Annotated in this window: 10 protein-coding genes; 1 reads left to right on the top strand and 9 read right to left on the bottom strand. The window is 67.6% G+C overall.

Translation table 11 applies throughout. The features are described 5' to 3' along the window. Positions 1–38: 38 nt before the first annotated feature. On the top strand, positions 39–623 hold the full coding sequence (locus AC07YH_RS26030) for a TetR/AcrR family transcriptional regulator (protein WP_494749792.1): 585 nt from the start codon (positions 39–41) through the stop codon (positions 621–623). Here the strand turns inward: AC07YH_RS26030 and AC07YH_RS26035 are convergent. The 9 genes from AC07YH_RS26035 to AC07YH_RS26075 all read right to left on the bottom strand — a co-directional run bounded on the left by AC07YH_RS26035 (position 620) and on the right by AC07YH_RS26075 (position 13,227). Beyond that, the gene (locus AC07YH_RS26035; RefSeq protein ID WP_494749793.1) at positions 620–862 is read right to left on the bottom strand and encodes a hypothetical protein; all 243 of its coding nucleotides are present in this window, start codon (positions 860–862) and stop codon (positions 620–622) included. The genes AC07YH_RS26030 and AC07YH_RS26035 overlap by 4 nt on opposite strands. A 148-nt stretch (positions 863–1,010) precedes the next feature. Next, positions 1,011–2,261, bottom strand: coding sequence for a Xaa-Pro dipeptidase (locus AC07YH_RS26040; protein WP_494749794.1), 1,251 nt, complete (start codon positions 2,259–2,261; stop codon positions 1,011–1,013). Next, complete coding sequence (locus tag AC07YH_RS26045; protein WP_494749795.1) at positions 2,258–3,580, bottom strand: amino acid permease; 1,323 nt, start codon at positions 3,578–3,580, stop codon at positions 2,258–2,260. Before AC07YH_RS26045 ends, AC07YH_RS26040 begins: the two co-directional genes overlap by 4 nt. A gap of 199 nt (positions 3,581–3,779) precedes the next feature. Beyond that, positions 3,780–6,155: a TonB-dependent receptor gene (locus AC07YH_RS26050; RefSeq protein ID WP_494749796.1), complete on the bottom strand. Its 2,376-nt coding sequence runs from the start codon at positions 6,153–6,155 to the stop codon at positions 3,780–3,782. Positions 6,156–6,377: 222 nt separating this feature from the next. Further along, entirely contained in the window at positions 6,378–8,396 is a 2,019-nt protein-coding gene (locus tag AC07YH_RS26055) for a tetratricopeptide repeat-containing sulfotransferase family protein (RefSeq protein WP_494749797.1), read from the bottom strand. Between the two features lie 188 nt (positions 8,397–8,584). After that, positions 8,585–9,154, bottom strand: coding sequence for an SRPBCC family protein (locus tag AC07YH_RS26060; RefSeq protein ID WP_494749798.1), 570 nt, complete (start codon positions 9,152–9,154; stop codon positions 8,585–8,587). A 23-nt stretch (positions 9,155–9,177) separates the two neighbouring features. After that, positions 9,178–10,434 carry an NAD(P)/FAD-dependent oxidoreductase gene (locus AC07YH_RS26065; protein ID WP_494749799.1) on the bottom strand — a complete coding sequence of 419 codons (1,257 nt, stop codon included), beginning with the start codon at positions 10,432–10,434 and terminating at the stop codon, positions 9,178–9,180. After that, positions 10,427–11,827: a glutamine synthetase family protein gene (locus AC07YH_RS26070; protein WP_494749800.1), complete on the bottom strand. Its 1,401-nt coding sequence runs from the start codon at positions 11,825–11,827 to the stop codon at positions 10,427–10,429. The genes AC07YH_RS26065 and AC07YH_RS26070 overlap by 8 nt, the downstream gene beginning before the upstream one ends. Then, the gene (locus tag AC07YH_RS26075) at positions 11,824–13,227 is read right to left on the bottom strand and encodes an aspartate aminotransferase family protein (RefSeq protein WP_494749801.1); all 1,404 of its coding nucleotides are present in this window, start codon (positions 13,225–13,227) and stop codon (positions 11,824–11,826) included. The genes AC07YH_RS26070 and AC07YH_RS26075 overlap by 4 nt, the downstream gene beginning before the upstream one ends. Between the last annotated feature and the right edge of the window lie 71 nt (positions 13,228–13,298).

Raw genomic sequence — 13,298 nt, forward strand, 5'->3', positions numbered from 1 at the left:
CCACCCAACCCTCCCCCATCAAGGGGGAGGGCTAAAACTTGCGCGCCGCCTTCACCCGCGAAACCCCCGACGTCCGCCGCCAAGCCCTCGTCGCCGCCGCCGAGACCGTCCTCGCCCGCGAGGGCGTCGGCGGGACCAGCGTCCGCGCCATCTGCGCCGAGGCCGGCGTGTCGCCCGGCCTGCTGCGCCACTATTTCGAAGGTGTCGACGAGCTGATCGCGGCCGCCTACGAGGCCGTCAGCCAGCGGATCGATGCGGCGCTGGACGCGGCGATCGAGGCCGCCGGCCCGACCCCGCGCGAGCGGCTGCTGGCCTATCTCGGCGCCAGCTTCGCGGCGCCAGTGCTGGACCCACAGCTGCTGGCCGCCTGGATCGGGTTCTGGAGTCTGGTGAAGACCAAGCCGCGCATCGCCGCGATCCATGCGGCGTCCTACGCGGACTTCCGCGCGCGGCTGGAGAAGTTGCTGAGCGAGGCCGGCGTGCGTGACACCCGCCTGGCCGCCATCGCCCTGACGGCCAGCGTCGATGGCCTGTGGCTGGAGCTGTGCCTGGACCCGGCGACCTTCAGCCCACAGGACGCGCGCGCGATCGTAACGCGCGCGCTAGGTAGCTGGCTGGATTAAGCCGCGTACGCCGTTTGGTTGGCGGCGCGGTTGCGGCCCCACGACGGGGTGCGGACTTCCGGCTCGTCGACATGGACCTGGGCCTTGCGGCCTTGAGCCAGCATGTGGCGGGCCAGCAGCTGGGCCAGGGCCTCGGCTTCGGCTTGCGACGAATAGCTGCCGATCAGGTCGGCCGAGTCGTTCCAGGTCACGTGCCACACACCGGCGACCGGGCGGACGTAGTAGTGATTCTCGGTCATGGAGACCTCCTTGGACGTACTCAACGTGGCACTAACCACGCCGACATGACAGTTGTTTCGCTATTGCACAATCAAATTGCGCTGCGATGCACAATGCATGATCCGGGCCAGAGGCGATGTGCGCTTTTTCACCGTCTTTGAGGCAAAATCACGGCTCGTCCTTAACCACGACGCCGCCCTTCATCACCTTGGGCACGCGGGTCAGGGTAGAAATGTCCGCCAGCGGATCGCCCCGCACGGCGATCAGGTCGGCGTAGCAGCCGGCCGCGTCGCAGCCGACCTTGCCGGTCTTCTTCATCAGCTCGGCCGCCACGGTGGTCGCCGACTGGATCGCCTGCATCGGCGTCATGCCGTACTTGACCATGTAGGGCAGCTGGCGGCCGTTCAGCCCGTGCGGATAGACGCCGGCGTCGGTGCCGAAGGCGATCTTGACCCCCACCTTCACCGCCTTGCGGAAGCCCTCGCGCTGGGCCTCGGTCGTTTCGTAGTTCTTGCGCAGGGTCTCGGCGGGCCAGCCGTGGGCCTTGCCGTATTCGTCGATCCAGTCGCCGTCATAGATGTCGGCGACCAGGAACACGCCCTTGGCCTTCATCATGGCGATGGCCTCGTCGTCCATCAGCGAGCCGTGCTCGATCGAGCGCACCCCGGCCCGCATGGCGACCTTCATGCCCTCGGCCCCGTGGGCGTGGGCGGTAGCGTAGGTCCCGCGCTTGGCGGCCTCCTCGACGGCGGCGCGGATCTCGTCTTCGGAGAGCTCGAGTTGGCCGGGCTCGGTGCCGACGGTCAGCACCGCGCCGGTCGCGATCAATTTCAAGAAGTCGGCCTTGTGGGCCAGGATGTTGGCGGCCTTGCGATGGGTGTCGGCGGCGTCCTGGACCACACCCACGCGCATCTCGTCGGGCAGCTTCACGTCGTCGGAGATGCCGGTGATATCCCCGCCCCCGCCGGGCACGGTGATGTAGGCGCCGGCCACCGACATGCGCGGTCCCGGCACCAGGCCGTTGTTGATCGCGTCGCGCAAAGCGACGTCGCCGAACGCCCGCCACGTGCCGACATCGCGGACGCTGGTGAAGCCGGCCATCAGGGTCTTGCGGGCATGGTCGGCGGCGATGAACGACTGGTAGGCGGCCGTGGTCAGCAGCGGCTCGGCGATGTTCTCGGTCTGCTCCTGATCGACCAGGTGGGTGTGCATGTCGATCAGGCCGGGCAGGACGGTGAGCTTGCTCCAGTCGGTGACCGGGCCGTCCTTCGGCGCGGTCTTCCACGGGGTCACCGACGTGATCGCCTCGCCCTCGATGCGGATCAGCTGGTCGGTCAGCACCTTGCCGGCCTGGGGATCCACGAGCTTGCCGGCGTGGACATAGGAGATCTGAACCGCGAGCAGCAGGGCGACGATCATGAGGCGATCTCCGGAACGGGACGCGCCGCGCGGGCGGTCAGGAAGCGGACGGGCAGACCAGCCAGCAGCAGCACGACGCCCCACAGCGTGGCCGAGGTCCCCGCGCCGTAGAGGGTCCAGACCGAATAGACCGCCGCCAGGATGGCCAGCACGGTCAGCGGCATGGACGCCCCCATCCGCTTGACCTGCTGCAGGCGCAGGGCCGCCAGGGCGCTGAACAGGTAGGTGAACAGGCTGGCCGAGGTCGCCACCAGGGCGATGAAGGTGAAGAGATCGGCCATCGACTTGGCGTAGTTCATCAGCACCAGCACGGTCAGCAGGGCGCTGGACAGCACGTGGGCCCGCACCGGCGTGCCGCGCGAACCGACCTTGGCCAGCCAGGCCGGGAACACCCCGTCGCGGGCCATGGCGTAGGGCATCTCGCCCTGCAGCAGCACCCAGCCGTTCAGGGCCCCGAAGGCGCTGATCGCGGCGAAGGCGGCCAGCACCAGCCGCAGGTCGCCGCCGCCGTGATAGCCGACGAAGTCCGCGAACGGGGCGTTGGAGTTCTTCAGCAGGTCGGCCGGCGACAGCAGCACCACCGCCGAGCAGACGACCAGATAGATCAGCCCCGTGAACGCCGTGCCGTAGAGCGTGGCGCGGGGGATGGTCTTGGTCGGCTCATGCACCTTGTCGGCGGGGACGGTGGCGGACTCCAGGCCCAGCAGAGCCCACAAGGTGAGCGTCGCGGCGGCGGTGATGCCGCCGGCCGACAGCTGCGAAGGCTCGAACGGCGTCACCGCCGCCCCGCCCTTGCGCGCCAGGATGACGGCGGCCAGCCCGGCCACGGCGACCAGCGGCAGCAGCTTCAGGATCGTGGCGACCACCTGCAACCGCCCGGCCGACTTGGAGCCCCAGCAGTTGACCGCCGTCAGCGCCCAGACGATGGCGACCGTGACGATGGCGGCCAGCCCCGGGACCTTGGCCAGCGCCGGGAAGAACACCGACAGATAGCTGACCCCGCCCGTGGCGATGGCCGCGTTGCCGACCCACATCGAGATCCAGTAGGCCCAGGCGACCATGAAGCCGGCCGTCGGTCCGAACGCTTCCTGCGTATAGGCCAGCGGCCCGCCGGCGCGCGGGAAGGCCTCGGCCAGACGGGCGAAGACGAAGGCCAGGCACAGCGCCCCGCCGATGGTCAGCAGCCAGGCGATGACGGCGTTCCAGCCATACGGCGCCAGCGAGGCCGGCAGCATGAAGACGCCCGAGCCGATCATGTTGCCGACGACCAGCGCCGTGCACATCCACAGGCCGAGGGGTCTTGGATCCGAGGTCTTCATCAAATTCCGTTCTCCCCGGCGAACGCCGGGGCCCAGATCGAGCCCAGGGCGTTCTTGACCCCAGGCTGTGCGAAAAGGCGCATCAACTCCAGACGCTCCGGATGAATCTGGGTCCCGGCTTTCGCCGGGAAAACGGGGATAGGGTTGAAACGAAAAGGGGGCGGCCCAATGGACCGCCCCCGAGACGTATGAGCCTGAACTAGAACTTCTTCCCGAGCTTCACCCCAATGGTCCGGGGCTGGTTCGGGACGATGTAGTACTGGGCGCCGCAGACCTGTTCGGCGCATTCGGCGTAGCGGTTCAGGCTGGCGCGCTTGTCGAAGGCGTTCTTCAGATAGATCGAGATCGACAGGTCGGCCTTGTCGACGCCGGCCGAGAAGTCGGCGGTCGTGTAGCCCTTCTGCTGGCCGATGATGCTGCGCTCGATGATCCGCAGGTCGGTCCAGTTGCTGGTCTGGCCGACGGCCGAGCCCTGCACGAAGGCGTCCCAGTCGGCGATATTGAAGTCGTATCGCGCCGTCAGGTTGGCCTTGAACTTCGGTGTGATCGGCAGGCGGGTGCCGTCCGGCGCCTGGGGCGTGGCGCAGGTGGTGATCGGATTGCCCGCGGAGTCGGTCACCCCGCAGTAGTTGGCCGAGAGCTTGGCGTCGGTATAGGCGGCCGAGGCGTTGATGGTCAGGCCGTGGACCGGGACCCAGGTGACGTCGCTTTCCACGCCCTTGATCCGGGCCTGGTTGGCGTTCTTGATCTCGGTCAGGCCGTTGGCCCCCAGGATCGAGAACTGGAAGCCGGTCCAGTCCTCCATGAACACCGCGCCGTTCCAGCGGAAGCTGTTGTTCAGCCAGGTGGTCTTCCAGCCCGCCTCGTAGTTCTTCAGATAGTCGGCCTTGTACGGCGGCAGGGACGCCCGGCGGTTGATGCCGCCCGGACGGAAGCCCTTCGAATAGGTGGCGTAGACCAGCTTCGAACTGTCGAACTTGTAGGTCAGGGTGACCTTGGGCGAGTTGCCGCTTTCCTTGGTGCCCTTGTCGAGGTTGTCACAAGGCGCATTGGCCACCGTCGCGGCCCTGAAGCACGCGGCCACCCCATTGCTGCTGGAATAGCCCGAGCCGTAGCCGAAGAAGCCGACCAGGGTGTTGTTGGCCTTGAAGAAGCGGATGCCACCGGTCAACATCAGCTTGTCGGTGATGTCGAACTCGGCCTGGCCGAACACGGCCTTGTCGCGGTCGACCCGCTCCTGGGCCGTCAGCCAGATCGTGCCCGGATGCTGCTCGACCGAGATCGAATTGCCGATCCCGTCGATCTTGTAGTTCTGGAAGATGCCGTGCTTCTGCTTCTGGTAGAAGCCGCCGACCACGAAGCGGAACCGCTGGTCCTGCGGCGAGGCGATGCGGATTTCGTGGCTTTCCTTGCGATAGCGGTCGCGGCCCTGGATGTACTGCGACGGGTTCACCAGCTTGCCGGCGTCGTCGGTCCAGTAGAAGCCGTAGCCCATCTGGTCGTAGAAGTACGAGTAGTCGGTGTAGTCCTGGTTGGTCTCGTCGTTCCGCTTCAGGTACGAGCCGGCATAGGTCACGTCGAGATTGGCGATCTGCCCCTCGATGGTCATGGCCGCCTGGACCCACTTGTCCTTGGCGCTTTCCGGATAGAAGTGCGTGACCTTCAGGTCGCCGACCTTGGGGTCGAAAGCGAACAGGCCGCCCGACTTCTGCACCTGGCCCATGACGCTGGGGGTGATCACCCAGTTGTCGTCGACCTCGATGCGCAGGGCCGCGCGGCCGCCCTGGGTGTAGACGCGGTTGTAGTTGTCGCGCACCCGGCTCTTGTTGTTGATCGTGTAGTCGTTGGTCGGGTCGGTGTCGCCGCGATCATAGGTGCGCGTGCCGGCCACGTTGTCGATATAGCCAGCGTCGCGAACGTCCCAGCCGACCGCCCGCACGGCGATCTTGTCCGATAGCGGGATGTTGACGAAGCCCTCGACCGTGTGGCCCCAGCCGCCGTGATCGACCTTGTTGCCCTCGACATCGACGCCGGCCGAGAAGCCGCTGGTCGTCGGCTTGTTGGTGATGATCCGGATCGTGCCGGCCTGAGAACTGGCGCCGTACAGCGTGCCTTGCGGACCGGCCAGGGCCTCGACCCGGGCGACGTCATAGACGTGGATGTCCAGCGCGCCCTGGATGGTGGTGACCGGCTGTTCGTCCAGATAGACGCCGACGCTGGGTAGAGAGCCGGAGTGGTTGCCGTCGCCGCCACTGGCCACGCCGCGCATGTAGACTTGGCCAAAGCCAGGGCCCGAAGTCGTGAACGACACGCTGGGCAGGTACTTCACATAGTCGACGAAGGCCGCGACGTGCAGCTGCTCCAGCTTTTCGCCGCCCAGCGCCTGGATGCTGACGGGCACGTCCTGGAGGTTCTCGGACCGCTTCTGGGCGGTGACGACCACCTCTTCCAGAGAGGTCGATGACTGCGGCGCCTGGGCGGCCTGGGCATAGGCCGCGGTGGTGAACATTGTGGAGGCAAACAGGGCGGCGGAGCAGACGCCGACCTTCTTCAAACGAACCGAACCCGACGACATTTAGTCGCTCCCCTTGGCGGCTGGGAGCGCGTCAGGCGAAGTGTAATCGGTTCGCCGCCCGGACGCGCTCTACCTTTGAAAGAGAGCCTGCTAAGGCAGGCTCTCGGCGAACGAGGTTCGACCCGCCTCAAGGCCTCGGCAAGATTGGAAATTTCAGTTTGGTGTCAATTCCTTGAAGTGTTGCACAAATGGCAAGGCACGATGGAGGTCGCGTTGAGATGGTCAAATAACCGGCGCGTTTGGATAAGCGTCCAGGACCGGTCCCAATGCCTGCTTGAGCGGGTCCAGGTGCGATTCGAATTTCTGCCAGTGCTCGACGGCGTCCTTGAAGATCGGGCGGCGCACCTGTTCTGAACTGGCGGTGCGGACGGCGCGGTCGTTCTGGTGCGGCGACAGGCAGGCCTCCTCGAACGCTAGCCCGCAGTGGGCCAGCAAAGCGCGGATTTCCGCCTCCGGATCGGCGATCATGTGCTCGTAGATCACCCGATGCACACGACCGGGCAGCACCGCATCGAAATGCGCCATCAGCGCCACATAGTCGGCGTAGTAGCGGCCGATATCGGTCAGGTCGTAGCTGAACGCCTGGCCCCGGGCGAAGTGCTGCTTGAAGCCCGAGAAGCAGCAGCCCAGCGGATGACGGCGGGCGTCGATGATCTTCGCATTGGGCAGGATCAGGTGGATCAGCCCGGCGTGCGCGAAGTTGTTGGGCATCTTGTCGATGAAGAACGGCTTGCCCGATTTCCGCTGGATGCGGGTGCGCTCCAGGAACTCCTCGCCCAGGGCCTTCAGGTCGTCGGGCGACAGGTCGGCCAGGCTCTCGGGATAGGTCGACTCGGCGCGGGTCGCGGTCTTGCCGCCCAGGCGTCGGGCCATGACGATCAGGTCGGGCAGCTCCATGGTGCCTTCGACCTGGCTGTGGCTGGCCAGGATCTGCTCGACCAGGGTCGAGCCCGAGCGCGGCAGGCCGACGACGAAGATCGGATCGGGGGCTTGCGACCCCTGCCCGGCCCGCGCCGCCAGGAAGGCCGGGGTGAACACCGCCTTGGTCCGCGCGGTGTCGGACGCGTTCTCTTGCGCGTCATAGGCCAGTTGCTTCCTGCGGATCGCCGCGCCCTCGGCGTAGCGCGCGAACGACGCGTCCCAGCGGCCGGCGTCCTCGAACGCCTTGCCCAGGGCGTAGTGGAGATGCAGGCGGTCTTCATCCTCGAGGCCCGGAGCCTCCAAGGCCGAGGTCATGGCGGCGAGGTCGTCGTCGGTGAACTTGACGGTCTTGAGGTTGGCGAGACTCCACCACGCCTCGCCGAAGGTCGGCTGCAGGGCCAGGGTCTGGCGATAGGCCGCGACGCAGTCGGCCTGGCGGCCCACGGTCTTCAGCGCGTGGCCGTAGCTCATCCAGCCCTTCGGCTGATTGGGATAGTCCTTCAGCACCCGCTCATAGACGGCGATGGCGCGGTCGTATTCGCCTAAGCGCGCCAGGATCGCGGCGTGGAGATTGGCATAGCCCGGATGGCGGCCGTCCTTGGCCGTCAGCATCTCGATCTGCGCCAGGGCCTCCGCGTTCTTGTTCTGGCGATAGAGCATGGTCGCCAGGTTGTGCCGCGCGGCGGCGAAGTTGGGGGCCAGTTCGACGCAGCGGGTCAGCAGGCCCTCGGCGTCGGCATAGCGGCCCAGGCGCGCGCCGGTCTCGGCCAGCATGCGGATGGCGGCGATGTCGCCGGCGTCGGCCTTCAGCCGCTCGCGCAGCAGCCGCTCGGCCTCGCCCAGCTTGTTGTCGGACAGCGCGGTGGCCGCCTCCATCAGCAGCGGGTCGCGGGTCGAGGCGCGCAGCTGGCGGGCCAGGGCCTTCTCGGCGCCGACACTGTCGCCCAGCAGGTCGAGGTTTTCGGAGAGACCCCGCCAGGCTTCCGACAGGCGCGGCTCCAGGGCGCTGGCCCGGTCAAAGGCGCGGACGGCCTCGGCGGTGCGGCCCAACTGCTCCAGGCTCAGCGCCAGCTCCAGCTGGGCCAGCGGCAGGTTCGGCAGGGCGGCGACCAGCGGCGCGACGGTGTCGTGGCCGCCTTGCGGATCACCCGACAGACGCAGGGCGGCGGCCAGTAGGCGGGTGGTGTCGGCGTGACGCGGAACCGCCTCCAGGATCGCCCGCGCCTGCTCGGCGGCCATCCGCGGATCGACCTCCAGCAGGCGCTCGGCATGCTCGAACGCCTGGGTGAGGCTGAGGGCGGGCTGGGTGGCGGTGTCCATTCAGCGAGGAGAGCGGAGCGTTGGCGAGGGTGTCAATCGAAGATGCTCCCCCGCTGGGGGAGCTGTCGGCGAAGCCGACTGAGGGGGCAGCACCGCCGTCGCCGCGCAGCCCCCTCCGGCCCGGAGTTTATCCTCGGGCGCGCGCTTTGCGCGACCCGGGGAGGCCACCTCCCCCAGAGGGGGAGGATCTATTTCGCGAACTTCTTCTTCAGCTCGGCCAGAGTGTAGGCGTTGCCCCACTCGAAGTGGCCGTACGCCGTCTTGGCCGCCTCGCTGTCGCCATAGCCGGTGTTGGTCAGCCGCACCCGCGTGCCGCCCTCGATCGGCGTCAGCTCGATGATCGTCACGGTCTTCTGGAACTCGGCCTTGCCCGGAAAACCGTCCGGCGCCTGGACGTTGCGGATCACCAGCAGGTGGTCGGGAATGAACGTGACGATCTGGTTCTTGATGTTGCCCGGCGCGCCGATCTGGGCCTTCGGGTCGTAGCTCGCCTCGATCATGCCGTCGGTGCGCAGGTCGACCTTGGCGACCGCGACCGCCCAGCTCTTGAAGCCGTCGGTGGTGGCGAAGGCGTCGAACACCTGGCGCGGCGTGGCCGGGATGTCCATCGACAGCTGCAGGGCCTTCTGGCCGGCGGCGTCGATGTAGGAGGTGTTCGAGACGCCCGGGAAATCCTTCCAGCTACCCGGCTTCTGGGCGTGTGCGGGCGCGGCGAGCGCCAGCAGCGCGGCGGCGGCGATCATCGTCGATCTGAACATGTCGAGGGCCTCCCCTGCCCTGACTACAGACGATCCCTCAGCGCGTACCAGGTCAAGCCCGCCACCGTCAGCGGCCAGCGCAGCAGGCGGCCGCCCGGGAACGGCGGGGTCGGGACGCGGGACAGCAGCTCGACGCCAGCGGTCTCGCCCAGCGCCGCATCGGCCAGCAGCTTGCCGACATAGGGCGCCAACATCACGCCCTGCCCTGAGTAACCGGAGGCCACCCGCACCCCGGGCGCGATCTCGCCGACGAAGGGCATGCGGCTCATGGTGATGCCCAGGGTCCCGCCCCAGGCGTGGGTGATCGGAACGTCGGCCAGCCGCGGATAGACCTTGGCCAGGTTCTTGCGGACCATCCCCGCGATGTCGCTCGGAAAGCCCGGCCGGTAGTTCTCGCCGCCGCCGAACAGCAGCCGGCCATCAGGCGTCTTGCGGAAGTAGTTCACGACGAAGCGGCTGTCCGACACCGCCGCGTTCGAGCGGATGATCGTCTCGGCCACGTCGTCCAGCGGTGCGGTGACGGCGATGAAGTTGTTGATCGGCATGACCCAGGCGCGAGCCTTGCCGGCCATGGCGTTCAGCAAGCCATCGCCCGAGAGGATCAGCTGGTCGCAGGTCACTCGGCCGGTCGCGGTCTCGACCACGATCTTGCCGCCCTCGCGTCGCCAGGTCTCGGCGCGGGTGTTCTCATGGATCGTCAGGCCGCGCGCCATGCCCAGCGCCAGCTTCAGCGGATGCACATGGCCGCCGCCGCGATCGATCAGTCCGCCGTGATAGACGTCGGTCCCCAGCTCGCAGGCGAGGTCCTTCTCGTCGATCAGCGCGAGCTGGTCATAGCCGTAGCGGTCGGCCATCAGCGCCGCATAGGCCGCGTCCTCGGCCTCGCCGCCGCGCTTGTGACGGGCGTGGATCATGCCCGGCCGCCAGTCGCAGCCGATCGCGTCGGTCAGCGTTCTGAAATGAACCCGCGCGTCCTCGGCCAGACGCCACAGGGCCAAGGCGTCGTCGCGGCCGACGGTCTTCTCCAGCCAGGCCTGGTCGCGCCGCTGGCCGGTATGGATCTGACCGCCGTTGCGCCCGCTGGCCGCGCAGCCGACCCGGCCGGCCTCCAGCACCACGACGCTCGCCCGCCCGGCCAAGGCCATGGCCGCGCCGAGCCCGGTGAAGCCCGCGCCGACGACGCAGACATCGGCCGTTACGTCGCCATCGAGCGGCGGCAGCGCGGAGACCCCGGTCGCGGTCGCCGCGTACCAGTTCCCCGCGCCGTACGGCTCAGACATTCAGCAGCAGGAACTCCCGCTCCCACGGGCTGATCGTGCGCATGAAGGTCTCGTACTCGGCCTGCTTCACGCGGTCATAGGCCTGGCAGAAGATCGGCCCCAGGATCTCGACCAACGGCTCGCACTGCTCGAACAGCTTCAGCGATTCCGACAGGCTGCGCGGCAACTGCACACCCGCCACGCTGGCGTCGGTCTCGACCGGATCGCTGGGCGTCAGCCCCTGGGTCATGCCCAGATAACCGGCCGCCAGCGAGGCGGCGATGGCCAGGTAGGGATTGGCGTCCGACGAGGGAATGCGGTTTTCCAGACGCCGGTTGGCGGGGTCCGACGGCGGCACCCGCAGCCCGCAGGTGCGGTTGTCGTAGCCCCACTGGGTGTTGACCGGCGCGCCGCTATCCCGCGCGATCCGGCGGTAGGAATTCACGTACGGCGCCAGGATCGCCATGATCGCCGGAAGGTAGGTCTGCTGGCCGGCGATGAAGCCGTGAAACAGTGGGGTCTCCTCACCCGACTTGCGGTGCGAGAACAGGTTCTGCCCATCCTTGTCGACGATCGACTGGTGGATGTGCATGGCGCTGCCGGGCTCGGACGCCATCGGCTTGGCCATGAAGGTGGCGTAGATCTCGTGCTCCAGCGCCACCTCGCGGATGGTGCGCTTGAACATGAACACCTGGTCGGCCAGCTCCAGCGGATTGCCGTGCCGCAGGTTGATCTCCATCTGCGCCACGCCGCTTTCGTGGATCAGGGTGTCGATCTCCAGGCCCTGGCGTTCCGAGTACTCGTACATGTCCTCGAACAGCGCATCGAACTCGTTGACGGCGCTGATCGAATAGCCCTGACGGCCCGTCTCCGGGCGGCCTGAACGACCGATCGGCGGCTTCAGCGGGTAGTCCGGGTCGGTGTTCTTGTCGACGAGGTAGAACTCGATCTCCGGCGCGACGATCGGCACCCAGCCCTTCTCGGCGTACAGCGCCAGAACCCGCCGCAGCACCTGGCGCGGGGCCTCCTCGACCGGACGGCCGTCGGGGTGGAAGGCGTCGTGGATCACCTGGGCCGTCGGGTCCTGGGCCCACGGCACCGCCGCGAGCGTGGCGAAGTCCGGGGTCAGGAAGATGTCGGTGTCGGACTGCACCGCGCTGACCGCGCCCTCGAACTCGGGGAAGTCGCCGGTGATGGTCTGGTAGAACACCGCCAGCGGCAGGTTCATCGACGGCGTCCCCAGGAACTTGCGCACCGGCATGATCTTGCCGCGCGCCACGCCGGCCAGATCGGGCACGACGCACTCGATCTCCTCGATGCTCTGCCGCGCGAACCAGGCCTGGGCCTCTTCGAGCGACGAGACGCCCCGGTTCAGCGTGGTCTCGCGCTTGGCCTTGTTGTGCTTGGGCTTCATGCCGCGGCCTCCGGTTTCAAGGCGCGCAGCACGGGCTCGGCCTCGTCCAGAGACTGGCGGATGATGGCGACAAGTTTGTCGATCTCGGCGTGGGTGATGATCAGCGGCGGGCAGCAGACGATGCTGTCGCGGATGGCGCGGACCATCAGGCCGTTCTTGATGCAGAGGTCGCGGACGACTGGACCGGCCTCGCCTTCCTTGTCGAGGAAGCGGTTGTTGGTCCCCTTCTCGCGAACGATCTCGACCGCGCCGATCAGGCCCAGCGAGCGGGTCTCGCCGACCAGCGGGTGGTCGTTCAGCGAGGCGAGCGCCTTGGCGAGATACGGCCCTGTGTCGTCACGGGTGCGCTCGATCAGGCTCTCGCGCTCCAGGATCTCGATGTTCTTCAACGCCACGGCCGCGCAGGTCGGGTGGCCCGAATAGGTGAAGCCGTGGATGAAGTCGCCGCCCTTCTCGCGCAGTTCGGCGACGATGTGGTCCGCCACGCCCACGGCCGAGATCGGCAGGTAGCCGGACGACAGGCCCTTGGCCATGGCGATCAGGTCGGGCTTGATGCCGTAGTGCTGGTGGCCGAACCACTGGCCCAGCCGTCCGAAGCCGCAGATCACCTCGTCGCAGACCAGCAGGATGCCGTACTTGCGGCACAGGGCCTCGACCGCCGGCCAGTAGCCGTCCGGCGGGATGATCACCCCGCCCGCGCCCTGCACCGGCTCGCCGATGAAGGCCGCGACGTTCTCGGGGCCGACTTCCAGGATCTTGTCCTCGATCTCCTTCACGGCGCGATCGCGGAAGGCGTCGGGATCCTCGCCGAAACCGTCGCCGAACGGATAGGGCTGCATGACGTGCTCGACGCCGGGGATCGGCAGGTCGCCTTGGCGGTGCATGTGCTTCATGCCGCCCAGCGACACGCCGGCCACGGTCGAGCCGTGATAGGCGTTCCAGCGGCTGATGAAGACCGTCCGCGACGGCTGCTCCTTGAGCTTCCAGTAGTGGCGGACCAGGCGGAAGACCGTGTCGTTGGCCTCCGACCCCGACGAGTTGAAGAACACGTGGGAGAGCTGGCCGCCCATCTTCTCGGCGATCTTGGCCGCCAGGGTCACGGTCGGCGGCGTCGCGGTCTTGAAGAACGTGTTGTAGTACGGCAGCTCCAGCATCTGCTCGTAGGCGGCGTCGGCCAGCTCCTTGCGGCCGTAGCCGACATTGACGCACCACAGGCCGGCCATGCCGTCCAGGATCTGGTGGCCCTCGCCATCGTGGATGTAGATCCCGTCGGCGCGGGTGATGATCCGGCTGCCGCCCAGCTCGGCGATGACCTTGTGATCGGCCTGGGCCGGTAGGTGGTGGGCCAGATCGAGGCGCTTGAGCTCGGCGATGTCGTGGTTGCGGATCGGGACGGTCATCGGTGGGCTCTCCTGACGATACTTTTCGTTTTTCTCCCTTCCCCTTGGATGGGGAAGGGTCGGGGATGGGG

The organism is Caulobacter sp. GW456-12-1-14-TSB4, assembly GCF_059424195.1.

Coding starts and splice junctions, on each gene's coding strand:
- AC07YH_RS26070 (WP_494749800.1), bottom strand. CDS start 11,827: ATGAAGCCCAAGCACAACAAGGCCAAGCGCGAGACCACGCTGAACCGG.
- AC07YH_RS26055 (WP_494749797.1), bottom strand. CDS start 8,396: ATGGACACCGCCACCCAGCCCGCCCTCAGCCTCACCCAGGCGTTCGAG.
- AC07YH_RS26045 (WP_494749795.1), bottom strand. CDS start 3,580: ATGAAGACCTCGGATCCAAGACCCCTCGGCCTGTGGATGTGCACGGCG.
- AC07YH_RS26050 (WP_494749796.1), bottom strand. CDS start 6,155: ATGTCGTCGGGTTCGGTTCGTTTGAAGAAGGTCGGCGTCTGCTCCGCC.
- AC07YH_RS26040 (WP_494749794.1), bottom strand. CDS start 2,261: ATGATCGTCGCCCTGCTGCTCGCGGTTCAGATCTCCTATGTCCACGCC.
- AC07YH_RS26060 (WP_494749798.1), bottom strand. CDS start 9,154: ATGTTCAGATCGACGATGATCGCCGCCGCCGCGCTGCTGGCGCTCGCC.
- AC07YH_RS26065 (WP_494749799.1), bottom strand. CDS start 10,434: ATGTCTGAGCCGTACGGCGCGGGGAACTGGTACGCGGCGACCGCGACC.
- AC07YH_RS26035 (WP_494749793.1), bottom strand. CDS start 862: ATGACCGAGAATCACTACTACGTCCGCCCGGTCGCCGGTGTGTGGCAC.
- AC07YH_RS26075 (WP_494749801.1), bottom strand. CDS start 13,227: ATGACCGTCCCGATCCGCAACCACGACATCGCCGAGCTCAAGCGCCTC.